At 66.3% G+C, this 23,759-nt stretch carries 23 protein-coding genes and 1 pseudogene; 13 read left to right on the top strand and 11 right to left on the bottom strand.

What is annotated here, in order from left to right:
• Positions 1-62: 62 nt before the first annotated feature.
• On the bottom strand, positions 63-698 hold the full coding sequence (locus ABE463_RS09425; RefSeq protein WP_313218839.1) for a glutathione S-transferase family protein: 636 nt from the start codon (positions 696-698) through the stop codon (positions 63-65).
• A gap of 160 nt (positions 699-858) precedes the next feature.
• Between ABE463_RS09425 and ABE463_RS09420 the strand changes: the two genes are divergently transcribed.
• Complete coding sequence (locus ABE463_RS09420) at positions 859-1,125, top strand: hypothetical protein (RefSeq protein WP_346467978.1); 267 nt, start codon at positions 859-861, stop codon at positions 1,123-1,125.
• 101 nt (positions 1,126-1,226) lie between these two features.
• Here the strand turns inward: ABE463_RS09420 and ABE463_RS09415 are convergent, their stop codons facing one another.
• Positions 1,227-2,744, bottom strand: a complete 1,518-nt coding sequence (locus ABE463_RS09415) for a fumarate hydratase (protein WP_319212097.1) — start codon at positions 2,742-2,744, stop codon at positions 1,227-1,229.
• Positions 2,745-2,897: 153 nt separating this feature from the next.
• Between ABE463_RS09415 and ABE463_RS09410 the strand changes: the two genes are divergently transcribed.
• The 5 genes from ABE463_RS09410 to ABE463_RS09390 all read left to right on the top strand — a co-directional run bounded on the left by ABE463_RS09410 (position 2,898) and on the right by ABE463_RS09390 (position 9,196).
• The gene (locus ABE463_RS09410; RefSeq protein WP_346467977.1) at positions 2,898-3,794 is read left to right on the top strand and encodes an RNA polymerase sigma-70 factor; all 897 of its coding nucleotides are present in this window, start codon (positions 2,898-2,900) and stop codon (positions 3,792-3,794) included.
• Positions 3,795-3,829: 35 nt separating this feature from the next.
• The gene (locus tag ABE463_RS09405; RefSeq protein WP_346467976.1) at positions 3,830-4,273 is read left to right on the top strand and encodes a carboxymuconolactone decarboxylase family protein; all 444 of its coding nucleotides are present in this window, start codon (positions 3,830-3,832) and stop codon (positions 4,271-4,273) included.
• A gap of 243 nt (positions 4,274-4,516) precedes the next feature.
• Complete coding sequence (locus tag ABE463_RS09400) at positions 4,517-6,394, top strand: sulfatase-like hydrolase/transferase (RefSeq protein ID WP_346467975.1); 1,878 nt, start codon at positions 4,517-4,519, stop codon at positions 6,392-6,394.
• Positions 6,395-6,449: 55 nt separating this feature from the next.
• Entirely contained in the window at positions 6,450-8,321 is a 1,872-nt protein-coding gene (locus ABE463_RS09395) for an ABC transporter ATP-binding protein (RefSeq protein ID WP_346467974.1), read from the top strand.
• Between the two features lie 95 nt (positions 8,322-8,416).
• The gene (locus ABE463_RS09390) at positions 8,417-9,196 is read left to right on the top strand and encodes a ferredoxin--NADP reductase (protein WP_019185907.1); all 780 of its coding nucleotides are present in this window, start codon (positions 8,417-8,419) and stop codon (positions 9,194-9,196) included.
• Between the two features lie 108 nt (positions 9,197-9,304).
• On the opposite strand, the gene ABE463_RS09385 is transcribed toward ABE463_RS09390, so the two are convergent.
• Positions 9,305-9,787 (bottom strand): glutathione peroxidase, encoded by a 483-nt coding sequence (locus ABE463_RS09385; protein ID WP_346467973.1) that lies wholly within the window; start codon positions 9,785-9,787, stop codon positions 9,305-9,307.
• A gap of 421 nt (positions 9,788-10,208) precedes the next feature.
• On the opposite strand from ABE463_RS09385, the gene ABE463_RS09380 reads away from it, so the two are divergent.
• Entirely contained in the window at positions 10,209-12,380 is a 2,172-nt protein-coding gene (locus tag ABE463_RS09380; protein ID WP_346467972.1) for a M3 family metallopeptidase, read from the top strand.
• 64 nt (positions 12,381-12,444) lie between these two features.
• Here ABE463_RS09380 and cfa read toward each other — a convergent pair whose 3' ends face one another.
• The 3 genes from cfa to ABE463_RS09365 all read right to left on the bottom strand — a co-directional run bounded on the left by cfa (position 12,445) and on the right by ABE463_RS09365 (position 14,808).
• Complete coding sequence (gene cfa / locus ABE463_RS09375; protein ID WP_346467971.1) at positions 12,445-13,563, bottom strand: cyclopropane fatty acyl phospholipid synthase; 1,119 nt, start codon at positions 13,561-13,563, stop codon at positions 12,445-12,447.
• Positions 13,564-13,579: 16 nt separating this feature from the next.
• The gene (locus ABE463_RS09370; protein WP_346467970.1) at positions 13,580-14,440 is read right to left on the bottom strand and encodes a DUF3298 domain-containing protein; all 861 of its coding nucleotides are present in this window, start codon (positions 14,438-14,440) and stop codon (positions 13,580-13,582) included.
• A 65-nt stretch (positions 14,441-14,505) separates the two neighbouring features.
• On the bottom strand, positions 14,506-14,808 hold the full coding sequence (locus ABE463_RS09365; protein WP_123730903.1) for a GNAT family N-acetyltransferase: 303 nt from the start codon (positions 14,806-14,808) through the stop codon (positions 14,506-14,508).
• A gap of 213 nt (positions 14,809-15,021) precedes the next feature.
• On the opposite strand from ABE463_RS09365, the gene ABE463_RS09360 reads away from it, so the two are divergent.
• Positions 15,022-15,201 (top strand): hypothetical protein, encoded by a 180-nt coding sequence (locus ABE463_RS09360; protein WP_123730771.1) that lies wholly within the window; start codon positions 15,022-15,024, stop codon positions 15,199-15,201.
• Positions 15,202-15,365: 164 nt separating this feature from the next.
• Here the strand turns inward: ABE463_RS09360 and ABE463_RS09355 are convergent.
• Positions 15,366-15,932 (bottom strand): annotated as a pseudogene (locus ABE463_RS09355) (rhomboid family intramembrane serine protease); the annotation flags it as partial.
• A gap of 7 nt (positions 15,933-15,939) precedes the next feature.
• Positions 15,940-17,502, bottom strand: coding sequence for an oligopeptide:H+ symporter (locus ABE463_RS09350; RefSeq protein WP_070470348.1), 1,563 nt, complete (start codon positions 17,500-17,502; stop codon positions 15,940-15,942).
• 177 nt (positions 17,503-17,679) lie between these two features.
• Here ABE463_RS09350 and ABE463_RS09345 point away from each other — a divergent pair, with 177 nt between their 5' ends.
• Positions 17,680-18,528: an endonuclease/exonuclease/phosphatase family protein gene (locus tag ABE463_RS09345; RefSeq protein ID WP_346467969.1), complete on the top strand. Its 849-nt coding sequence runs from the start codon at positions 17,680-17,682 to the stop codon at positions 18,526-18,528.
• Between the two features lie 80 nt (positions 18,529-18,608).
• On the opposite strand, the gene ABE463_RS09340 is transcribed toward ABE463_RS09345, so the two are convergent.
• The gene (locus tag ABE463_RS09340; protein ID WP_346467968.1) at positions 18,609-19,220 is read right to left on the bottom strand and encodes a superoxide dismutase; all 612 of its coding nucleotides are present in this window, start codon (positions 19,218-19,220) and stop codon (positions 18,609-18,611) included.
• Positions 19,221-19,488: 268 nt separating this feature from the next.
• Between ABE463_RS09340 and ABE463_RS09335 the strand changes: the two genes are divergently transcribed.
• On the top strand, positions 19,489-19,962 hold the full coding sequence (locus ABE463_RS09335; RefSeq protein WP_346467967.1) for a ribonuclease domain-containing protein: 474 nt from the start codon (positions 19,489-19,491) through the stop codon (positions 19,960-19,962).
• Positions 19,959-20,408, top strand: coding sequence for a barstar family protein (locus ABE463_RS09330; RefSeq protein ID WP_346467966.1), 450 nt, complete (start codon positions 19,959-19,961; stop codon positions 20,406-20,408). The genes ABE463_RS09335 and ABE463_RS09330 overlap by 4 nt, the downstream gene beginning before the upstream one ends.
• 106 nt (positions 20,409-20,514) lie before the next feature.
• On the opposite strand, the gene ABE463_RS09325 is transcribed toward ABE463_RS09330, so the two are convergent.
• The gene (locus ABE463_RS09325; protein ID WP_346467965.1) at positions 20,515-22,278 is read right to left on the bottom strand and encodes a hypothetical protein; all 1,764 of its coding nucleotides are present in this window, start codon (positions 22,276-22,278) and stop codon (positions 20,515-20,517) included.
• Positions 22,279-22,287: 9 nt separating this feature from the next.
• Complete coding sequence (locus ABE463_RS09320; protein ID WP_259261543.1) at positions 22,288-22,887, bottom strand: NfuA family Fe-S biogenesis protein; 600 nt, start codon at positions 22,885-22,887, stop codon at positions 22,288-22,290.
• A gap of 90 nt (positions 22,888-22,977) precedes the next feature.
• Between ABE463_RS09320 and ABE463_RS09315 the strand changes: the two genes are divergently transcribed.
• The gene (locus ABE463_RS09315) at positions 22,978-23,319 is read left to right on the top strand and encodes a 4a-hydroxytetrahydrobiopterin dehydratase (protein ID WP_019182889.1); all 342 of its coding nucleotides are present in this window, start codon (positions 22,978-22,980) and stop codon (positions 23,317-23,319) included.
• A 4-nt stretch (positions 23,320-23,323) separates the two neighbouring features.
• Positions 23,324-23,743 (top strand): energy transducer TonB, encoded by a 420-nt coding sequence (locus ABE463_RS09310; RefSeq protein WP_346467964.1) that lies wholly within the window; start codon positions 23,324-23,326, stop codon positions 23,741-23,743.
• The last annotated feature ends 16 nt before the right edge of the window (positions 23,744-23,759 follow it).

Below are 23,759 nucleotides of genomic sequence, written 5' to 3'. Positions count from 1 at the left end.
CCTGTTCCGCTACACCGGCTACGGCGCGTCGCATCTTCGACGAGTACGTCGACTGACGTCACTCAGCGCCAGTCGGTGATGCCCTCGCGACGGTAGACCTCGGCGAACGCCGGCCGTGCTTTCAGGCGATCCGCGTAGGCCTTCAATGCCGGCCAGGTGTCACTGGGCGTGGGCATGTTGCGCGACCAGCGCATCAACATCACCAACATGAAATCGACCACGCTCAACGACTCGCCCAGCACGTACGGGCCGCGCGTGGACAGGTGCTCGGCCAGATGCTGCCAGGCGCCTTCCAACCGCTCGCGCGCACGCTGGCGGGTCGCGTCCACGTGCTCGGGGCCCGCCATTTCCTGCGGGTAGAACCACGCCCGATACGCCGGTTGCACGGTATTGGCGCACCAGAACATCCAGCGGTACGCCTCGGCGCGGTCGGCAGTCCCCGGTGCTGGCAGCAGGGCCGCTTCCGGATGGCGGTCTGCCAGATGCAGCGCGATCGCTGCCGCTTCGGTCAATACCTGCCCGTCCAGCACCAGCGTCGGCACCAGGCCCGCGGGATTCAAGGCGAGATACGCTGCATCCTTGTGCTCGCGCTTGTCGAAATCCAGCAGCACCAGGTCGTGCTCGATCTGCAGCTCCAGCAACAGCCAATGGACGACCAGGGCGGCGGTACTCGGCGATCCATACAACGTGGTACGCATGCTCAGGGCCTCTTGAGGGAGGCGCACAGTATGCGCCCGCGCTCCGTACCATCACATGGGTACAGAGCACGGGCGATGGGGACGCGTTCTGTCTCTGCCACTGCGCCGCGGACGCTCGCAGAATGCGTCCTCTGCCCCGCCGCCAGCCCAGGATCCCCCCATGCCCGATTCGTCCGCTCTGCTCGCCTCGCTGCTGCCGCAGTTCATCCAGCCCCATGGGCATGGCAGCGTGATGGTGCAATCGGTGGTGCTCGGGCTGGTGCAGATCGCAACCAGCGTCAGTGTCAACGCACTGATCGTACTGGCCGCCGGCAGTATCGCCACCTTTCTGGCCGGGCGCCCGCGCTGGCAGACGGTACAGCGTGGCCTGATGGGCACGGTGCTCGGCGCGCTGGCGGTGCGCATGCTGGTGGACGCGCGCCGCTGAGGGGAAGTACCGGCCAACGGTCCGTGCCTGCCAGCGTCAGCCACGGAAAACGGCGCCCTGGGGCGCCGTGTTCGTTTCCAGCGTTGCCGCGACCGGAGGCCTCAGGCCACCACAACCGGAATCTTGCCGATGCGGGCCTGCCATTCGCGCGGGCCGGTCTGGTGCACGGACTCGCCGGTGGAATCCACCGCCACGGTCACCGGCATGTCCTGCACGGTGAACTCGTAGATCGCCTCCATGCCCAGATCCGCGAAGCCGACCACCTTGGCCGCCTTGATCGCCTTGGAGACCAGGTACGCCGAGCCGCCGACCGCCATCAGGTAGGCCGACTTGTTGTCACGGATCGCTTCGATCGCCGCCGGGCCGCGCTCGGCCTTGCCGACCATGCCCAGCAGGCCGGTCTGTTCCAGCACTTGGCGGGTGAACTTGTCCATGCGGGTCGCCGTGGTCGGGCCGGCCGGGCCCACGACTTCGTCGCGCACCGGATCGACCGGGCCGACGTAATAGATGAAGCGGCCCTTGAGGTCGACCGGCAGCGGCTCGCCCTTGTCCAGCATCTCCACCATGCGCTTGTGCGCGGCGTCGCGGCCGGTCAGCAGCTTGCCGTTGAGCAGCAGGGTCTGGCCCGGCTTCCAGCTGGCGACGTCTTCCGGAGTGATCGTGTCCAGATCGACCCGGGTGCCCTTGGAAGCGTCATAGGTGATCTGCGGCCAGTCTTCCAGCGACGGCGGATCGAGCATTACCGGGCCACTGCCATCCAGGGTGAAGTGCGCATGGCGGGTGGCCGCGCAGTTCGGGATCATCGCCACCGGCAGGTTGGCCGCGTGGGTCGGGAAGTCCTTGACCTTGATGTCCAGCACGGTGGTCAGGCCGCCGAGGCCCTGCGCGCCGATGCCCAGCGCGTTGACCTTGTCGAACAGCTCAAGGCGCAGCTCTTCGGCACGGTTGGAGGCGCCACGGGCCTTGAGCTCGTTGATGTCGATCGGCTCCATCAGCGACTCCTTGGCCAGCAGCATCGCCTTCTCGGCGGTACCGCCGATGCCGATGCCGAGCATGCCCGGCGGGCACCAGCCGGCGCCCATGGTCGGCACGGTCTTGAGGACCCAGTCCACGATCGAATCGGACGGGTTGAGCATGGCGAACTTGGACTTGGCTTCCGAACCGCCGCCCTTGGCCGCGACGATCACCTCGACGGTGTCACCCGGCACCACCTTGACGTTGACCACGCCCGGGGTGTTGTCCCTGGTGTTGATGCGCTTGCCGGCCGGATCGGCCAGCACCGAGGCGCGCAGCTTGTTGTCCGGGTAGTTGTAGGCACGGCGCACGCCTTCGTTGGCCATGTCCTCCACGCCCATCGTGGCGTCGTCCCAGCGCACGTTCATGCCGATTTCCAGGAACACGGTGACGATGCCGGTGTCCTGGCAGATCGGCCGGTGGCCTTCGGCGCACATGCGCGAGTTGATCAGGATCTGGGCCATCGCCTCCTTCGCGGCCGGCGACTCTTCGCGCTCGTAGGCAGCGTTGAGGCTCTTGATGTAATCGACCGGGTGGTAGTACGAGATGTACTGCAGCGCGTCGGCGATGGACTGGATGAGGTCTTCCTGCTTGATCGATGTCACGACTTGCTCGCTTGCTGGAGGCTGGCGGGGTTGAACCGCCGATTTTAACAACTACCGCCCCGCGGCGTTGAGAATCGCTCGCGGTGGCCCCGTTTGGTGCACAGTGGCCGCCCAGCCTTGTCACAGCGGTCTGCCCGGCCGCGTCCTTCCGGTATGACCCCGACCGATACCTTCCAGACCCACCGCCCCCGCCTGTTCGCCCTGGCCTACCGGCTGCTGGGCAGCCGCAGCGACGCCGAGGACATCGTCCAGGATGCCTGGCTGCGCTGGCAGGGCACCGACCATGGGGCGATCCGTGACCCGGAGGGCTGGCTGGTCACGGCCACCACCCGGCTCGGGCTGGACCGCCTGCGCGCACTGCGCGGTGCGCGCGTGGAGTACGTCGGGCCCTGGCTGCCCGAGCCGCTGGAGATCGCCCTGGACCCGGACCCGCTGCAAGACCCGGCCCAGCGTCACGCCTTGGCCGACGAGGTCTCGGTGGCCTTCCTGGCACTGCTGGAGCAGCTCACGCCGGACGAGCGCGCAGCCTTCCTGCTCAAGGACGTCTTCAACTACGACTACCCGGACATCGCCCCGCTGCTGGAGCACTCCTCCGCCAACTGCCGGCAGCTGGTGCATCGGGCGCGGCAACGGCTGCAGACCGGGGCCCCGCGCTTCGCGGTCTCGCCCGCGCAGCACCGCGATCTGCTGGAGCGCTTCATGAATGCCTCGCAGCAGGGCGACCTGGCGGCGATCCGCGCGCTGCTCGATGCCAATGCCGAGATGATCTCCGATGGCGGCGGCCGCGTGACCGCGGCGATCCGTCCGCTACTGGGCGCCGAGCGCATCGCGCAGCTGTACTGGGCGATCGCGCGCCGCAACGGCCAGCATCCAGCCCGGCTCGGCCAGGTCAATGGCGAGCCGGCGATCCTGCGCTTTGCCGGCGACCAACTGCACTCGGTCACGATGATCACGGTCGATGCGGGGCGCATCGTGCGCGTGCTCAGCGTGCTCAATCCGGAGAAGCTCACTGCGCTTGTCACAGCGCGCGATGCTGGCGCGTCCTCCTGATGAAGACGGCCGCTGCGGCCGTCATGGAGTCCGTCATGTCTGCTTCTCCCCGCGTTCCGTATACCCGCCTCGCCGCCGAGGCCTTCAAGGGCCTGCTGGCCACCAGCAAGGCCGTGCACGACAGCTCGATCGATCCGGTACTGATGGAACTGGTGTTCCTGCGTGTCTCGCAGATCAATGGCTGCGGCTACTGCATGGACATGCACGGCACCACGCTGCGCAAGGGAGGGATCGAGCCACGCAAGCTGGATACGCTGCCAGCGTGGCACGAGAGCCGCTTCTTCGATGCACGCGAACGTGCCGCACTGGGCTGGGCTGAAGCACTGACCCGGCTGAGCAGCGCGGCGCCCTCCGATGCCGCGTACGAGGCACTGGTCCCACACTTCGATGAAAAGGGCATCAGCGACCTGAGCATGGGCATCGCGGTGATCAACGCCTGGAACCGCCTCGGCGCCGGGCTGCTGCCGCCGCTGCCGTAAGTACCCTCCCCGTGCGCTCACGCATCGAGGGCAGTCGGAGTGACTGAATCGCAGCTGCATGTCGGCGTCCCGCGTTCCGCACGCTGATTCGGGTAATTCCTACGCTGAAATCAGTCAATTGCGGCAGGAAATCGCAGTGACTGCCTATCCGTTCGGTAGGCGCGATTTTTTGTTCCTATATCGCAGCCTTTACGACGCGTTCCCCCGTACGGTCCCGCCTTCTTCATGGCGGGACCGGTTCGCATGGCTGACTCAGGCAGCACCCCTTGCTCCGCGCGTCGCAGCGCGTGGCTGCCGACCTATCTGCTCATCAATGCCGTGTTGTCCGCGATACCGGTGCTGGTGAACATGGAATGGCCCGCCGCAGGGGACGCGCGACTGTTCGCCGGGGTAGCACTTTCCGCGCAGGTCGGCACCGGCATGGCCCTATGCGGGATGCCCGGTTGGCTGCTTGGCACGATCAGGCCGCTGCGCCGATGGGCGCTGCCGACCGTGGTCATCCTGACCACCCTGTGGTGGATGGCGATCCTGATCGATGCGCGTGTCTTCCACCAGTTCGGCTTCCATATCAACGGCCTGGTGATCGCGCTGATGCTCAATGGCGGCCTGCTGGCTCAGCTCGGGCTGACAACCGCGGCCTGGCTGGCCGCGACGGTCGGGGTCACCGCGCTGGCGGCGGCGCAGTTCCTGTTCGCCCGCCGGCTGCGCAACGGACGGGGTGCCCGCCTCCACGGGCGCTGGCTGGCCCTGCTGCTGCCACTGGTGGTGGTGACCCAGGCCATGGGCATCTGGTATGACGGCAAGGGCCGCGCAGATGCGATGGCGGGCCTGCGCGCGATACCGTGGCTGCACACCGCGACCGCACGGCGGCATCTGGTCGAAATGGGCTGGGCGGTCGATGACCGTCCCCAACGCTCGCTCGCCCGGCAGCCGGCCCGCGGTGCCGCCCTGCTCTATCCGCGCGTGCCGCTGCAGTGCCACGCGCAGCAGCCCCTCAACGTGCTGATGATCGTGGTCGACTCGCTCCGCCATGACATGCTCACCGAAGCGCAGATGCCGCATGCGTTCGGCTTCGCGGCAACGGCATGGCAGGGACGACGGCACTACAGCACCGGCAACAACACCATGCACGGCCTGTTCGGGCTCTTCTACGGCCTGCCGGCGTTGCATACCAACACCATGATCCAGCACCGACGCGGGCCGGAACTGCTGCGTCAGCTGCAGCGGCACGGCTATGCATATCATCTGTACGGCGGCGCCTCACTGCACGGCGCCCGCATGGACCGTGCGGTATTCGTCGAGACGGACGCACCACTGCACACGGCACCAAGCGACGTCGCACAGGATCGACGCGACCGCCATGTCGTCACGCAGATGAGCGCCGCCTTGCACGCACAACCCACGGGGCAGCCATTCTTTGGCTTCATTCTTCTGGACAGCGCACACACGCCTTATGCCGTGCCGGCCAACGCGGAGCAGCGGTTCCTGCCGCAGGCTGCAACGGGCGCACATCTCAACACCCGGCGCTCCACCGATCCGGCGCCGCTGTTCAATCGCTACCGCAACGCCGTGCTCAAGGCCGATACGCTGATCGGCCACCTGTTGCAGACGCTGGAGGACACCGGACGAAGCCAGGACACGGTGGTGATCATCACCAGCGACCACGGCGAATCGTTCAACGACCTCGGCCAGAACGACTGGGGGCACAACAGCAACTTCAGCGATGTGCAGACCCGCGTGCCGATGCTGGTGCGCTGGCCCGGCCGCGCGCCGGCGGTGGAATCGGCCGTCACCAGCCACATGGACATTGCCCCCACCCTGATGCGCCACCTGTTGTCCTGTACCAATCCGCCTACCGACTACGCCGCCGGGCTGGACCTGTTCGCCCCCCTGCCAGCGGAGCGCCCGCTGCTGGTCGAATCATGGACTGCCCGCGCGGTCCGTGTCGGCGAGCAAGCGCTGTTGATACGCCCATACGGCATCGACGTGCGCGACGCCGATTACCGCCCGGTTGAAGATGCGCGCGCGCCTGCCCACGCCAGTGCAGCGGTCCTGGAGCAGATGCAGCTGCTGCAACCCGGCGCACTGCAGCCGCCTGCGAACGCAGAACCGGCGGGCTGAGCCGGCGCGGAGGGTTCATGCCGCAACCACAGCGGCGGCGCGCACAATAGCGCCCATGCCCGCCTCCCCCCCTGCCGGTGCACCCGGCCAGAAGAATCCCAGCCTGCGTGAGCGCGTCAATGCGATGCGCAACCTGCCCCCGTTCCTGCGCCAGGTCTGGCAGACCAGCCCCGGGCTGACCCTGGCCAGCCTCGGCCTGCGCGTGATCCGTGCGTTGCTGCCGGTGGCGATGCTGTATGTCGGCAAGCTGATCATCGATGCGGCGGTACTGCTCAGCCAGCACGATGCGGGCTTCCCGCCGTTCGGCGAGGCGCTTTCCAGCGGACTGCTCAACCCCCTGCTCGGTCTGCTCGCACTCGAGTTCGGCCTGGCCATGGCCTCGGACCTGCTCGGCCGCATGGTCAGCTACGCCGATACGTTGCTGTCGGAGCTGTTCACCAACGTCACCAGCGTGCGCCTGATGGAACACGCCGCCGAGCTGGATCTGGAGGATTTCGAAGACCCCGACCTGCAGGACAAGCTGGACCGCGCACGCCGCCAGACCATGGGCCGGATGAACCTGATGAGCCAGCTGTTCGGCCAGGTGCAGGACAGCATCACCGTGGCCAGTCTCGCGGTCGGCCTGATCGTGTACGCGCCCTGGTTGATCCTGCTGCTCGCGGTGGCGCTGATCCCGGCGTTCATCGGCGAATCGCATTTCAACGCTGCCGGCTACAGCCTCAATTTCCAGTGGACGCCCGAGCGTCGGCAGCTGGAGTACCTGCGCCAGATCGGGGCCAGCGTTGAGACCGCCAAGGAGGTGAAGATCTTCAACCTCCATCGCTTCCTGATCGACCGCTACAAACGGCTGGCCGAGAAGTTCTACCTCGCCAACCGCGCCCTCGCGCGCAAGCGTGCGATCTGGGGCACGCTGCTCGCCGCGCTGGGAACGCTCGGGTACTACGCCGCGTACGCTTACATCGCCTGGCGCACCGTGCGCGGCGATTTCTCGATCGGCGACCTCACCTTCCTGGCTGGCAGTTTCCTGCGCCTGCGCCAGCTGCTCGAAGGGCTGCTGATCGGCTTTTCGCAGGTCGCCGGGCAAGCGCTGTACCTGGACGATCTGTTCTCGTTCTTCCAGATCGAACCGGAGATCCATTCGCGCCCGGATGCCGTCGCCATCCCGCAGCCGATCACCCAGGGCTTCGTCTTCGAGAACGTCGGCTTCCGCTATCCCGATGCGGAAAGCTGGGCGGTACGCCACCTGGATTTCGACCTGCGTGCCGGCGAAGTGCTGGCGCTGGTCGGCGAGAACGGCGCCGGCAAGACCACCCTGGTCAAGCTGCTGGCCCGCCTGTACGACCCCGATGAAGGCCGCATCCTGCTCGATGGCCGCGACCTGCGCGATTACGACCTCGATGACCTGCGCGCCAACATGGGGGTGATCTTCCAGGATTTCGTGCGCTACAACCTCAGCGCAGGCGAGAACATCGGCGTCGGCCTGGTCGAGGCGATGAGCGATGACGCCCGCATCCGCGATGCCGCCCGGCGTGGCATGGCCGATGAAGTGATCGCCGGCCTGCCCGGTGGTTACGACCAGCTGATCGGCCGCCGCTTCAAGATGGGCGTGGACCTGTCCGGCGGCCAATGGCAGAAGATCGCGATCGCCCGTGCCTACATGCGCGATGCGCAGGTCATGATCCTCGATGAACCCACCGCGGCACTGGATGCCCGCAGCGAGTTCGAGGTGTTCCAGCGCTTCAAGGAACTGTCCGACAACCGCACCGCGGTGCTGATCTCGCACCGCTTCTCCTCGGTGCGCATGGCCGACCGCATCCTGGTGCTGGCCGACGGCCGGATCGAGGCCAGCGGCACCCATGCCGAGCTGATGACCCAGGGCGGCCGCTACGCCGAACTGTTCGAGCTGCAGGCCGCCGGCTACCGCTGAAACCCACGGCTGGCGGGCCTGTCCCGCCAGTCAATGAGAATTTATCTCATTTGAGATAAACTAGGCCCGACGAAACCGACCAGAACCCCACCCCCATGTCTTCCGCTTTTGGCGCCGAAACGGTGCTTGAGGTCCGTCACTGGACCGACGCCTACTTCAGCTTCACCACGACCCGCGACAGCGGCTTCCGCTTCGAGAACGGCCAGTTCGTGATGATCGGCCTGGAAACCGAAGCGCGCCCGCTGCTGCGCGCCTACTCCATCGCCAGTGCCAACTGGGAAGAAAACCTGGAGTTCTTCAGCATCAAGGTCCAGGACGGCCCGCTGACCTCGCGCCTGCAGCACATCAAGCCGGGCGACAAGGTCCTGGTCGGCAAGAAGCCGACCGGCACCCTGCTGATCAGCGACCTGCACCCGGGCAAACACCTGTACCTGCTTGGCACCGGCACCGGTCTGGCGCCGTGGCTGTCGGTGATCAAGGACCCGGAAACCTACGAGCGCTTCGACAAGGTGATCCTCACCCACGGCGTGCGCTACGAAAAGGACTTGGCCTACCGCGACCTGTTCGAAAAGGAACTGCGCGAGCACGAATTCCTCGGGGAGATGATCGGCGACAAGCTGCTCTACTACCCGGCCGTGACCCGCGAAGCCTTCCCCAACCAGGGCCGGCTGACCTCGCTGATGGAAAGCGGCGAGATGCAGAAGACCCTCGGCCTGCCGCCGCTGGACCCGGAAAATGACCGCGCCATGATCTGCGGCAGCCCGCAGATGCTGGCCGACCTGCGCACCGTGCTGGACAGCCGCGGCTTCCAGACCTCCCCGCGCATCGGCACGCCGGGCCATTACGTGTTCGAGCGCGCCTTCGTCGAAAAATGACGTAGAGCCACGCCATGCGTGGCTGGACCCGCGAAGATCATGCAACACGAGCAGCCGGCCAGCGGCCGGCGCTCCCCGATCACGGCCCGTCGTGGTCGGGCAACCGCCTCAGCCCAGCGCCGCCTCGATATCCCCGCGCAGCGATTCGGGCGTGTCGGTCGGCGCGTAGCGCGCCAGCACCTGCCCATCGCGGCCGACCAGGAACTTGCTGAAGTTCCACTTGATCCCGCGCGTGCCCAACACCCCGGCCTTCTCGGCCTTGAGCCACTGCCACAGCGGATCAGCGCCCGCGCCGTTGACCTCGACCTTGTCCGACATCGGGAAACTGACCCCATAGGTCAGCGAACAGAACTCCCCGATCTGCGCCGCATCGCCCGGCTCCTGGTGCCCGAACTGATCGCAGGGAAACCCGACCACCACCAGCCCCCGCGGCCCAAACTCCCGCCACAGCGCCTCCAGCCCCTCATACTGCGGCGTAAATCCGCACTTGCTGGCCACATTGACCAGCAACAACACCTTGCCCCGGTACTGCGCCAACGCCTGCGGTTGGCCCGACAGATCCACGAACGGGAAATCGAAGGCAGTGGTCATGGCAGCAGGTTCCGGTGGAAAGACCTCATCTTAGCTCGCCTGCCGGACTCGTCCTGCACGGCTGGAGAGCCGGCCAGCGGCCGGCACTACCCCACACTCAGGGCCACACGCTCCTTCTCGAGGCGCCAATCAACTGTCCAGCGCGGGGCGGGTGGGGGTTGGCGGGGCCGTAGTGCGCCATGGATGGCGCACTACGAGCGTACATGGACGTATTCACAGCGTGCCCCGCCGGCCCCCACCCGCCCCGCGCCTCACAGCAGCCGACCGCTGCTGTTGCTGTTGCTGTTGCTGTTGCTGCTGCAGTGACCGCGCCCTTTCGCAATGCCCCGGCCGTGGTCCGGCCAAAACATGCCTTTCGACACAAGCCGCTCCCCAACGGCTCGGGTTACCCTCAAAGACTTGTCTGACCGGAGAACTCCCCTTGACCACCCGTCTTGCCCTCGCCGTCGCCGTGACCCTCGGCCTTGCCCTGCCCGCCTATTCCGCCACCGCCGCCACCCCGGCCGCGACCACCGCCCAGCAGGCCAACCCGTTCTTCGCCGACAGCCCGCTGCCGCTGCACTTCCCGCAGTTCGACAAGATCAAGGACAGCGACTTCGCTCCCGCCTTCGACGCCGGCATGGCCCAGCAACTGAAGGAAGTCGACGCGATCGCCAACAACAAGGCCAAGCCGACCTTCGACAACACCATCATCGCCCTGGAAAAGAGCGGTGACACCCTGGATCGCGCCACCACCGTCTTCTTCAGCCTCGTCGGCGCCGACACCAACGACGCACGCAAGAAGCTGCAGGCCGACTACTCCGCCCGCTTCGCCGCGCACAGCGACGCCATCGCGCTGAACGGCAAGCTGTTCGCCCGCATCCAGAGCCTGTACGACGGCCGCGCCTCCCTGGGCCTGGACGCCGAAGGCGTGCGCCTGGTCGAGAAGTACTACGAGAGCTATGTCCGCGCCGGTGCCAAGCTGTCCGAAGCCGACAAGACCAAGCTCAAGGAAATGAACGCCGAACTGGCCAACCTGGGCACCAAGTTCAGCCAGAACGTACTGGCCGAAGTGAATGCCTCGGCGATCACCGTCGATGACGTCAAGGAACTGGCCGGCCTCTCGCAGGAGCAGATCTCCGCCGCTGCCGAAGCCGCCAAGGCCCGTGGCCAGGACGGCAAGTACGTCATTACCCTGCTCAACACCACCGGCCAGCCGCCGCTGACCAACCTGGCCAACCGCGCGCTGCGCCAGAAGATCTACGAAGCCTCGGTGACCCGCGGCAGCCGCGGTGGTGAGTACGACAACACCGGCCTGGTCTCGCGCATCATGCAGCTGCGTGCCGACAAGGCCAAGCTGATGGGCTTTGCGAATTTCGCCGCCTACAACCTCACCAACCAGACCGCCAAGACCCCCGAAGCCGTCAACGCAATGCTCGGCCAGCTCGCCCCGGCCGCCGTCGCCAACGCCAAGCGCGAAGCCGCCGACCTGCAGGCCATGATCGACAAGGAACAGAAGGCTGCCGGCAAGCCCACCTTCAAGCTGGAAGCATGGGACTGGGCGTTCTACAGCGAGAAGGTCCGCCAGGCCAAGTACAACTTCGACGAATCCCAGCTCAAGCCGTACTTCGAAATGAAGAACGTGCTCGAGAACGGCGTCTTCCATGCCGCCCAGCTCGAGTTCGGCCTGACCTTCAAGCAGCGCACCGACCTGCCGGTCTACCACGAAGACGTCACCGTCTACGACGTGTTCGATGCCGACGGCAGCCAGCTGGCGATCTTCATCTTCGACCCCTACGCACGCGCCTCCAAGCGCGGCGGTGCGTGGATGAACTCGTACGTCTCGCAGTCCGAACTGACCGGCTTCAAGCCGGTGGTTGCCAACCATCTCAACATCCCCAAGCCGCCGGCCGGCAAGCCGACCCTGCTGACCTGGGATGAAGTGACCACCACCTTCCACGAATTCGGCCATGCCCTGCACGGCATGTTCTCGAACGTGAAGTATCCCTACTTCTCCGGCACCTCGGTGCCGCGCGACTTCGTCGAGTTCCCCTCGCAGGTCAACGAGATGTGGGCCGATGATCCGGTCATCCTGAAGAACTACGCCAAGCACTACCAGAACGGCACGGCCATGCCGCAGGCCCTGCTCGACAAGGTCGTCGCTGCCGCCAAGTTCAACCAGGGCTTTGCCACCACCGAATACCTCGGTGCGGCCATGCTCGATCAGCGCTGGCACCAGATCGGCCCGGACCAGGTGCCGGCTGCCAAGGACGTGATGAAGTTCGAAGCCGAGGCCCTGGCCAAGGACGGCATCTTCTACGCGCCGGTCCCGCCGCGTTACAAGACCCCGTACTTCAGCCACATCATGGGCGGCTACTCGGCCGGCTACTACGCCTACATCTGGTCCGAAGTGCTCGATGCCAACACCCAGAAGTGGTTCCGCGAAAACGGCGGCCTGAGCCGCAAGAACGGCGACCACTTCCGCCAGACCCTGCTCTCCAAGGGTGGCAGCGTGGATGCGATGGAACTGTTCCAGAACTTCGCCGGCCACGCCCCGCAGATCGAGCCGCTGCTCGAAAAGCGCGGCCTGACCTCGGGTGACGGCAAGAAGTAAGCGTCTGTTTCAAGGACGAGCAGTACGAAAAACGCCCGGCAGTGCCGGGCGTTTTTTGTTTCCCTCACCGCGGCGCCACATACCCTCCAGGCACGCCGTTCGGCGACAACACCAACTGCCACAACTGCGCATGCCGGCAGCGGAAACTCGCCATCGACGCCGCCAGATAGAACCGCCACATCCGGCGGAAGCGTTCGTCATAGCGCTGCGCGTCCAGCCGCAGCCACGCCGCCTCGATGTTGGCCCGCCACGCCTGCAGCGTCCGGTCGTAATCCGCGCCGAAGCTGTGCCAGTCTTCCAGCACGAACACCCCCTCCAGCGCCTGCGTCACCTGCGCCGCCGAGGGCAGCATCGAATTGGGGAAGATGTACTTGGCGATCCACGGATCGGTGCGGTGCCGCGACAGATTGCTGCCGATCGAATGCAGCAGGAACAAGCCCTCCGGCCGCAAGCAGCGCCGCGCCATCTCGAAATACCCGCGATAGTTCTTGTCGCCTACGTGCTCGAACATGCCCACGGACAGGATCGCGTCGAACGACTCGTCCACCTCGTGATAGTCCTGCAGCCGGATCTCGATCGGCAGCCCCGCGCACAGCTTGCGCGCGTACTCCGCCTGCTCCTGCGAGATCGTCACCCCCACCCCGGACACGCCATAGCGCTCGGCCGCGAACTTCAGCGCCTCGCCCCACCCGCAGCCGATATCCAGAATGTGCTGGCCAGCGCGCAGCCGCAGCTTGCGGCAGATCAGATCGAGCTTGGCCACCTGCGCAGCATCCAGATCCGTTGCCTGGCGCCAGTAGCCACAGCTGTAGACCAGCCGCTGCCCGAGCATCGCCTCGTACAGATCGTTGCCCAGATCGTAATGACGCCGGCCCACCTCGAAACTGCCGGCCCCGGCCTGCAGGTTGAACACCCGCGCCTTGAGCGCATCGGCCAGATCGCGCCAGCCGTGTACGCGCTCGTCCAGGTGCGCCTGCATCAGATGAAACAGAAAGGCATCCAGCGCGCGGGCATCCCACTGCCCGTCCATGTAACTCTCGCCCAGGCCCAGCGAGCCCTGGGCGATGACCCGCGCGTAGAAGCGCGGGTCGTGCACCGTGATGTCCTGCGGCTGGTCACCGTCAACGGCGACCCCCGCCTCATGCAGCAACCCTGTGACCCGTTGTTGCAGCCCAGCGTCCACATCGCCTCCGTCGATATCAGCCCCGGGCGAACAGCCCCGCGACATCCTGCGCCACGTGCGGCATCAGCACGGCGGCCGGAACGTCCACGGTCTGCGTGCCGTCCGAGTACGGCCCTACCTGGTAGGGCGGGAACACAAAGCGTATCGCAGCGATGTGCCCGTCGGCACCGGTAAGCGGCTGGAACTGGCTGAAGTTGTCCGCGCTCGGCCCGGTACCGTCGGCGATCATCCGGCTCGCATTGCGCAGCGATTCCTGCATCTGTGCCGGCTCCAGCTCATCGCCACTCAGCCGCGTCGCCACCCGCTCGCGCAGCTGGTCGGCCACGTAATCACTGATCGCTTTCCAGCCCTTGGCATCGGCCACCAGCTTGTCGGCGGTCAACATCTGCTGCTGCTCCGGCAGCCACACGAAACGCGCCACCAGCGGCTCGCCATGGGCGCCACCGGTGTAGCGGCTGCCATCGGCGGTCACCACCACCAGCTGCGGCGTTTCCAGTACTTTTTCGAAGCTCAGCGAGAGCTCGTACGGCATCGTCGGCTTGTCATTGCCCAGCCCGTCCACCGCCTGCTGCAGTTCGGCACGCGCACTGTCGGCGTAGCCAGCCAACGCCTTGGCCAGGCCTGGATACCGGGCGATGTCCGGCGGATAGCTGATCCCGACCACGGCCTGCGGCGAGGTCTCGATGACGTCGCGCAATTCGACCGGTGCGTCTGCTGCCACGGCCGGTGCCGCGGGTTCGGCGGCTGTCTCCACCGGTGCGGCCGGTGCCGCTGTTTCGCCGTCGCGCTTGCATCCTGCCACCACCACCACGCCCATGGCCAAGGCCAAGGCCAGCGCGCTGACGCGCAGCGCGCGACGGTTTCCTGCAATGTTCATCCTGACATCCCCTTGTTGTAACCCACCATCATGATCAGCCATCCCTGAAGCATGACCCGCTGTCGTCATCGGACCAGCAGGTCGTCGTACTCCTCGTGCCGCTGCAGGAACGCCTCGGCGTACGCACAGGCCGGCACGACCTTGAACTTGTTGTCGCGCGCGTAACGCAGCGCCACTTTGGTCAATTCGCCCGCGACCCCACGGCCGGCGATCGGCTCGGGAACCTCGGTGTGGGTAATGATCATCCGCTTGCGCTTGATCTGGTAGTCCAGCAGCGCCAGATGCCCTTTGACCCGGGCCTGGAAGCGGTGGTGGTCCAGATCGTGCTCCACTTCGTAAGCCAGTCCGGGCGGCGTGACCGAAGCCATGAGCGGTGTCTCCTGCGGCGACTGACGCGATAGTGCGCAGCGGGCCGCCATGATCGTGTGAAGCCTGAACAGGGTCAGCCAGCGACGCATCACGTCACTTGCCGACCTAAAGACTGCACGGCTCAAGCCGATATCAGGTTCGGACAGGGCGTAAAAGCTGGCATGGCTTTTGCGAAGACCTGACCGGTACGAACCCGCTTTCCGGAGGTCCGCATGGACAACACTGCACCCGCCCCCGCCGCCCACGGCGATGCCGACAGCTCGCTGCTTGAAGGCCTGTTCCAGCTGGCCGTGAATGGCCAGACCCAGGGCTGGGAATTCGATCAGATCGACAACGAGGTCTATGCCCGGCTGCTGAGCACCTATGGCGTGGACGGCAAGAAGGCCGCCTGACCGTTGCCGCGCTCACGACCAACGGTCGTGAGCTACCCCGACGGTCGCGGGGCGGCCCCCGCCCGACACACCGCGCAGGTACCGACCCGTGGTGGGTACGCCCCCCCACAACCCCCGCGGCGGAAAGTCGGGTTGATCAGCTCACACCAGAAATGACAGAAACTTCTCGGCTGCATGGCCAGCATGAACAGCACGCCGAACGCCGCACCGGCCAGGTGCGCGCTGTGGTTGATCCGGTCGCCGCCACGGCGGTCCATCCAGATGCTGTAGCCGACATAGAACACGGCATAGATGATCGCCGGCGCCGGAATGAACAGCACCAGGATGATCGACCACGGCTTGATCAGGATGAAGGCGAACAACACCGCCGACACCGCACCGGACGCCCCGAGGCTGAGGTAGTTCGGGTTCTTCTGGTTCTTCAGGTAGCTCGGCAGGATCGATACCAGCAACGCACCCAGGTAGAACGCCGGATAGGTCAGGTAGCTGCCGCTCAACTGCAGCATCACCTGTTCGATGAAGCCGCCGAAGAAGAACAGCGTGATCATGTTGAACGCCAGATGCGACAGATCGGCGTGGATGAACCCGTACGTGATCAGGCGATCGTACTGACGGTTGCGGTCCACCGCCGGCGGCCACAGGATCAGGCGGTCGGCGAGCGCGCGGTTCTTGAACGCCATCCACGACACGATGACGGTGATGGCGATCAGCAGCAGGTTGACTGGGGTCATGTCAGGCTCAGGCGGTGCGGTAGTTGTCGACCATACGATAGCGCTTGGCATACCAACCGAAGGCCAACGCCGCCAGGAACGCGAAGCCGGCGAAGAAGAACATCAGGAAGGCCGCCTCGCTCAAACCGGTACTGGCGATCTGGTGGGTCACCGTATCGTTGCGCACCGCCGCGTTGGAGAGCAGCACCCACAGGTTGCCGATGGTGGTGGTCAGGTTCCAGAAGCTCATCACCACGCCCTTCATCGCCTGCGGCGCCTGGCTGTAGGCGAACTCCAGGCCGGTGGCCGAGACCAGCACCTCACCGAAGGTCAGCAGCGCGTAGGGCAGCATCTGCCAGAAGATGGACATCACGTTGCCGCCATCCATCATCACCTGGATGCCGCCGACCACGATCCAGGCCAGGCCGCTGAAGGCGATACCGGCAGTCATCCGGCGCAGCGCGGTCGGCTCGAAGCCGAAGCGGCGCAGCATCGGGTACAAAACGAGGTTGTTGAAGGGAATCAGGATCATCACCAGCAGCGGATTCAGCGCCTGCATCTGCGACGCGGTGAACCAGCTCGGCATGGCCATCTGCTGGCCCTGCAGAACCCAGGTCGAGGCCTTCTGGTCGAACAGCGAGAAGAACGGGGTGGTCAGGGCGAAGATCACCAGCACGCGCAGCACCGAGCGCACACCTTCCACGGCCTCGGCCGGATGCACCGCACGGGCACGGTCCAGCTGGATCCAGGTACCGCCACCGATACCCGCCAGCAGCAGGACCAGCGCGATGCACAGGCAGATCACGATGCCAAGGCTGCCCACCAGCCCCATCGAGGCGACGGCCAGTACCGCGCCGAGAATCGCCAGGGTGCGACCCGGACGGCCCTTGCCCGGCACCTGTGCCGACAGCGCGGTGCGCACCACGTTGCCGAACGAATGCGGGTCCTTCGGAGGCAGCGGCACCAGCACATAGCGCTTGCGGCCCATCCAGAACACGAAGGTGGCCACGAACATCAGGATGCCCGGAATACCGAAGGCCCACGATGGACCGAGGTTCTTCAGTGCCAGCGGAATCAGCAGCGAGGCGAACAGCGAGCCGAAGTTGATGATCCAGTAGAAGGCGTCGAACACGACCTTGGCCAGATGCTTGTTGCTCTGGTCGAACTGATCGCCCATGAAGGAGGCCACCAGCGGCTTGATGCCGCCCGCGCCCAGCGCGATCAGGCCCAGGCCGACGAAGAAGCCCTGGCGGCTGTCCTCGAAGATGGCCAGACAGGCGTGACCGGCGCAATAGATCAGGCTGAACCACAGGATGGTGTGGTACTTGCCGAAGAACTTGTCCGCCAGCCAGCCACCGAGCAGCGGGAAGAAATACACGCCGATCATGAAGCTGTGCATGATGTCCTTCGCCTCGCCGGCGCGGCCATCGGCGGTGATCTCCTGCAGCAGCAGCGAGGTGATCAGGAACTGCACCAGGATGTTGCGCATCCCATAGAAGCTGAAGCGTTCGCAGGCCTCATTGCCGATGATGTAGGGAATCTGGCGCGGCATCTTGCCTTTGCCGGCGCTGGCGGCTGCGATATTGCTCATCCTGTGGGGCTGTCCTGCGAACACGAAAGGACCAAGATTACCGGAAGCCCCTACCCCAGCGCACGCTGCACAGCTGCATGACAGGCGACGCTGGACATGGCAGGCGGGCCGGAAACGACCGCGCGGGATGGCACCCATGTCACGGATCGTCCACGGCGGAAGCGTAAACTTATCGTTATGCGCACGCACATCACCGGTGGGACCCGACGTTTGACAGGCTGGATCCTGCTGCTGTTGCTGGCGGCCCCCGCCGCAGGCGCGCATGCGCGCCAGGCCGAGGATGCCCTGCCCTCGCTGAAGATCGCCACCCTGGAACTGCCCACCCAGGACGATGCGCAGTGGCAGCAACGTCGGGACCAGGTGCTGCAGCTGCTTGAATCCATGCAGCCGGACGTGATCGCGGTGCAGCGGGTGCAGCAGAGCCAGGGCCGCAATCCGGCCTGCTGGCTGGCCAGCCGGCTGCGCTACAGCTGCGATTTCGTCACCGCCGACCCGCCGAGCCAGCCGCTGCGGCACGGCAGCGCGATGCTCACCCGCCTGCCGGTGACCGACGACGCCGTCACCCTGCTGCACCCGCCCGGGCAGTTCAGTGCGGCCGGCATGCTGCGGGTCAAGCTGCGCGAGGAGCTGGTCAACATCTACATCGCCCGGTTGCGGCCGGAGCCGGACGACGCGCAGATCCGCCGGCACCAGACCAGCGACCTGATGACCTGGATCGGTGCGACCTCTGATGGCCTGCCCTCGCTGATCGCCGGGGACTTCTCGGCCGACATCGGCGAACTGGTCGGCAGCACCCCGGGGTTCCAGCCAGCGCGCAAGAATCCCGGGGAACGCGTGGATCCGCCCTCGTTGGCCGGTGCGGCACGCGGTCACGGCCTGGACGTACTGTTCCAGGTCAAGCACTTCGGCGGGATCCGCCAGGACAGCATCAAACTGCCGGCCAGCGAAGGTGATCCCAACGCGATGCGTCTGGGCACCATGGCGACCCTGCGCCTGCAGACCCCGGAAAGCACCAGCGCACCCTGAGTCGCACCGCGTCCGGTGGCGCAACGAAAAACGGCCAGGCATCGCTGCCTGGCCGTTCGTGTGTCAGGTGACCTTGCCGATCAGGCAATGGCTTCCTGGTAACGACGCTCGACTTCATTCCAGTCGACGACGTTGAAGAACGCGCCGATGTAGTCCGGGCGACGGTTCTGATACTTCAGGTAGTACGCGTGTTCCCACACGTCCAGCGCCAGGATCGGCGTATTGCCGTCCATCAGCGGGCTGTCCTGGTTGGCGCTGCTTTCCACCACGACCTTCTTGTCCGGGGTGACGCTCAGCCAGGCCCAGCCGCTGCCGAAACGGGTCAGGGCCGCCTTGGTGAAGGCTTCCTTGAACTTCTCCAGGCCGCCCAGCTGCGAATCGATCGCCTTGGCCACGTCGCCCACCGGAGCGCCACCGCCGTTGGGCGACATCACGGTCCAGAACAGGGTGTGGTTGGCATGGCCGCCGCCGTTGTTGCGCACGACGCCCTGCAGATTTTCCGGAAGGGACTTGGTCTTCTTGACCAGTTCTTCCACCGGCAGGTCGGCGAACTCGGTGCCTTCCAGCGCGGCGTTGACGTTGTTGATGTACGTCTGGTGATGCTTGGTGTGGTGGATTTCCATCGTCGCTGCGTCGATATGCGGCTCGAGCGCGTCGTAGGCGTAGGACAGCTTGGGGAGGGTATAGGCCATGTGGTTCTCCTGGTAGCTCACTCACCCGGCAAAGACCGGGCGTTGCGGAGTCGATGATGGGGATGGCCGATAAGCTTACCAAGGGCCATGTAAAGGAAACTTCGTCCTGCGTGGTCGATCGCGTGTCGGGATCGTTACGCGAAAGTGACGGTGACGCGCAGGTGACGCAGGCCCACGTGCACCGGAGCATGCCTGTTCGGCTGCGCCTCACCGTGCAGACCGGTGATCGCAGTAGAGTAGTCGCCTCGCTCATCGCTCCTGGCCCCTCATGCGCAAGCCGCTGCTGTTGTTGATCGCCATCGTGCTGCTGGTCGGTGGCTTGGCCGCCATCAAGCTCGCCCAGCGCCCGCCCGCGCCGCAGTTCGCGCCATCGCTGACGCAACCGGATGCTGCGCCGGCCGCCGGTGCAGCGACGTCATCGCCGGCATCGGCCAAGGCAGCGCGCGATCCCCTGCCCCCGTTCCTGCCCGCCGAGGCGCGCGACACCATCGCGCTGATCCAGCGCGGGGGCCCGTTCCCGCACCGGCAGGACGGCAGCATTTTCAGCAACCGCGAACAACGCCTGCCGCAGCGGCCGCGCGGCTACTACCACGAATACACGGTGGACACGCCCGGTGCCGGCAATCGCGGCGCACGACGCATCGTCACCGGCGGCACACCCCCTACTGGCTGGTTCTACACCGATGATCACTATGAAACGTTCCGTAGTTTCGACGTTCCACCTGCCGGGAGCTGGCAATGACGCATGACGGATTCGAGTTGGGCCTGCACGACATCAACAACGCCGGCATCTATGCGATCGGCAATGACGATGTCGCCCCATTGTCAGCCGCGATGCGCGATGCCGGCCTGCGCGTGATCCAGATCGACCTGGACGGCTGCCACGACAAACGCACGCTGTTGATGCGGCTGGCCGCCCGCCTGGATTTTCCAACCGGCTTTGGCGGCAACTGGGATGCGCTGACCGACAACCTGCGCGACCTGGCCTGGCTGCCGGCCAACGGCTATGCGCTGTTCTTCAGCGACGCCGATGCCCTGCGCAGCGATGCCGGCGCGGACTTCGAGACGTTGCTGGATGTCCTGGACGAAGCCAGCCGTTACTGGAGTGAGAGCAACGTGCCGTTCTGGGCATTCGTGGCACTGCGCGATGCAGACGTGGAACTGGAGCAGGACGCCGCCACGCCGTAACCCCATATCGGGGTAGGGCCACGCCATGCGTTGCTGTGACGCCCCATGATGTCTGGCCCGAGGGCAGCCACCCATGGGGGGGCTCTACCGCCGATGAGGCGCAGCCTCATCGGCTGCCGTTGTCTTCCTGCAGTTCTTTCTTGAACGGAATGTCCGGCGGCGGCCGCGCGATGGCGGGCTGGTCCTGCATGTTCGGATCACTCAGGCCGCACCCGCCACCGAACTGCAGGACGGAAATCACGCAGGAGATTGTCGAGCTCGTGCCCGGGATCGGGATCTCGACCGCCTTGATGCCCTTGCGGACCCATTCGGCCAGCAACGATTCGTTGGGCGCCCAGTACTTGTCGAACGAGGTCGGGGTGTAGTCGTACGGCGGGCGCTTGAGCCAGGTGCCGGACTGCGCGATGCGCTCCTTGCTCCAGCCGTCTTTCTCGCCGCCGGGTGCACCGCGCTCGTTGTTGCTGGTTCCCGCCTGCCCTGGCACGCGCACGCTGCCATCGGCATTGAACAGGCTGCCGCCGCTCTTGCCGGTCGCGCTGACCGCCCGCCCGTTGAGATCGGCATCCTGCGGATGATTGGCCGCACCCCAGTCGTCCGCGCGGTTGGGAGTTGCCCAGTTGCCCGGGGCCGCTGCCGCTTGGCTGGCGGGAGAACCGGCCGGGGTCGACGCGCGGTTGCCGGGCGCACGGGTGGCGCCTGGGGGAGTGGAAGGTGCCGATGCCGCCGCAGTGCTGCTCGGCGCGGCCGGCGACGGTGGCGACGGTGGCGACGGGCGCGGTGCGGCATTGGGTACGGCACGTTCGCGTACGGCGACCTCCGGCGATCGGCCCGGCACGGTCACCTCGCGCGTGGGCAGCGTGGCGACCGTCACCGCCAGCGCGGTGACCGGCCGGACCTCGCGCTCGCGCACCTGCAGCTCGCGTTGCCGAATGCTGGGATCCACCTGTGGGCCCGGCACCGTAACAGTCGGTGTCGGCGCCTCGATGACGACAACCTGGCGTTCCTGCACGCTCACGTCGGGTGTGCGCAGTTGTGGCTCCACTGCGCGCGGCGTCGGTACGTTGCTGCGTGGCGTCGGCGCTTCCACGGTGACCACGGTGCGCTCGCGCACCGCGATGTCCTGCGGATCACGCGTGACCACGCGCACCTCGGTGCGGGGCACGCTGGTGGGCGGCACCAGGAAATCGGATGTCGCCTGGGCCACGTCCGTCGCCTGCACCGGTTGTTCCACCGCCGGTGTCGCTGGCGAGGGAGGTGCTGGCTGCGGTTCGCTGGGCGGCGCGGGCGTGGCAGCGGACTGCGGCGCCGATGCGGACGGCTCGCGCGCATCGGCTTCGGCCTGGGCCATCGCCTGGGCATTGGCCATCGCGGCTGCGATGGCGGCTTCGGCGGAGGCCGGTTCGGCCGCGGGCGGCTGACCACCCTCTTCCTGTTGCGGCGTGCCACGGCCGACAAAGGCGACCTGCACGCGACCACTCTCACCGCCCTGCTCCGGTTCACTCGGCGGCCGGATCAAGGCGACCCACAGCAGCAACAGCGCGAACATCAGATGCAGCAACGCGCTGATCACCGCGGAGGTCCAGCGCATCCAGCGCTGATCGCGCGGCGCCGGATCCCAGCCTTGCCAGAGCAGGCGACGCATCGCTTGGACGAAACTCAGTTCGGGCAGGCGCCCGCCGTGCGGTACCGGCTCGCGCTGGGTCAGATCGGCCAGCATTTCGCTGGCCCTACACGGCCGCGGCAACGGCGACAACGCACGCAGCCACAGGCCCCACCCATAAGGCAGGCCCGTGGTTTTTTCAACAAAGCGTTTGTCCGGCTGGCGTGCCAGCAGCCACTCGAGGATGTCGTCAGCCCGGCGCAGTGGCACGCAGCGGGATCAGGCTGCCGTGCCGCGGGGAATGTACGGCGCGTCGCCACTCTCGTGGTCGGTCGCATCGCGCACCGCAGTGATGCCCGGCACCCGCCCCATCAGGGTCTTTTCAATCCCCTGCTTGAGCGTGACATCGGCCATGCCGCAGCCCTGGCAGCCGCCGCCGAAACGCAGCAGCACGACGCCATCGGCGGAAACTTCCTGCACCGCGACTTTGCCACCGTGCGACGCCAGCTGTGGATTGACTTCGTTCTCCACTACCCAGCGCACGCGCTCGACCAGCGAGGAGCCTTCGGTCGGCGCCTCGCCCTTGATCTTCGGCGCCTTGATGGTCAACTGCTGGCTGCCGGTGGCATTGGTGACGAAATCGATCTCGGCGCCATCGACCCAGGCCACACTGGTGGCGGCCACGTAGAGGGTGAAGCCATCGCAGTCCACCGCCCACTCATCACCCAGCAGTTCACTGGGATCAGCGAACTCCAGGCGGGCATCGGCGCGCGGGGTACCCGCATCGACGGCGGTCAGGCGCACACCCATGCCGGGCACGGCCTCACGTTCGATCAGCTTGCGGAAATAGGATTGGGCAGTGTCGGATATCTGGATCATCGGGCTATTCTAGCCAATCCCTTGTGATGCGCTCATTCGGTTTATACACCGGACCGCGCATTGTTCAGTCATCCAGATGTGGAGGAACCCATGGCCGACCTGATTCCGCTGGCGCAAGCCCATTGCGTGCCGCGCAAAGGCAGCGACCACAAGCTCGGCACCGCCCGGGTCACCGAGCTGCTGGCCCAGATTCCCGGCTGGGAGCTGGCCGAGGCCGGGCAGGCGCTGACCCGCACCTTCCGCTTCGACAACTACCACGGCACCATGGCCTTCGTGAACGCGCTCGCCTGGGTGGCCCATCGTGAAGACCATCACCCGGACCTGGGCGTGCATTACGACCGTGCCGTGGTGCGCTTTTCCACCCACGATGTGGGCGGCCTGAGCGAGAACGACTTCATCTGCGCGGCGAAAGCCTCGGCCCTGACGGAGTAAGCCCATGAAACTGCAGTACATCGTGCTGTCCAGCCTTGCCCTGGCCGCCTTGGCCGGGTGCAACAAGACACCCGCCGAACCGGCCGCCCCGGTCGCTGCGCCCACCGAGGTCGCCGCGGTCAAAACGCCACCGCCGGAGTACCCGATCGAACTGGCCTGCCAGGGGATCGGCGGCACCAGCACCTTCAAGGTGACCATTGCCGCCGACGGCCAGCCCAGCCAGGTCCAGCTCGCCAGCGGCAGCGGCAACGCCCAGCTCGACGAGCAGGCGCAGAAGGCCGTACAGGCCTGGCAGTTCAAGGCGGCCACCCGCGCCGGGCAGACGGTCTCGACCACGATCCAGGTGCCGGTCAGCTTCAACCCGCCGCAGCCCAAGCCCGACCAGTGCTTCGCGGTCGAAGAACGGCTGCGTCGCGGCGGCTGATCGCCGCGTTGTGTTG

It is taken from the genome of Stenotrophomonas sp. TWI819, from assembly GCF_039673075.1.
Classification (GTDB): Bacteria; Pseudomonadota; Gammaproteobacteria; order Xanthomonadales; family Xanthomonadaceae; genus Stenotrophomonas; species Stenotrophomonas rhizophila_B.
This window is presented reverse-complemented; position numbering and strand designations above follow the sequence as displayed.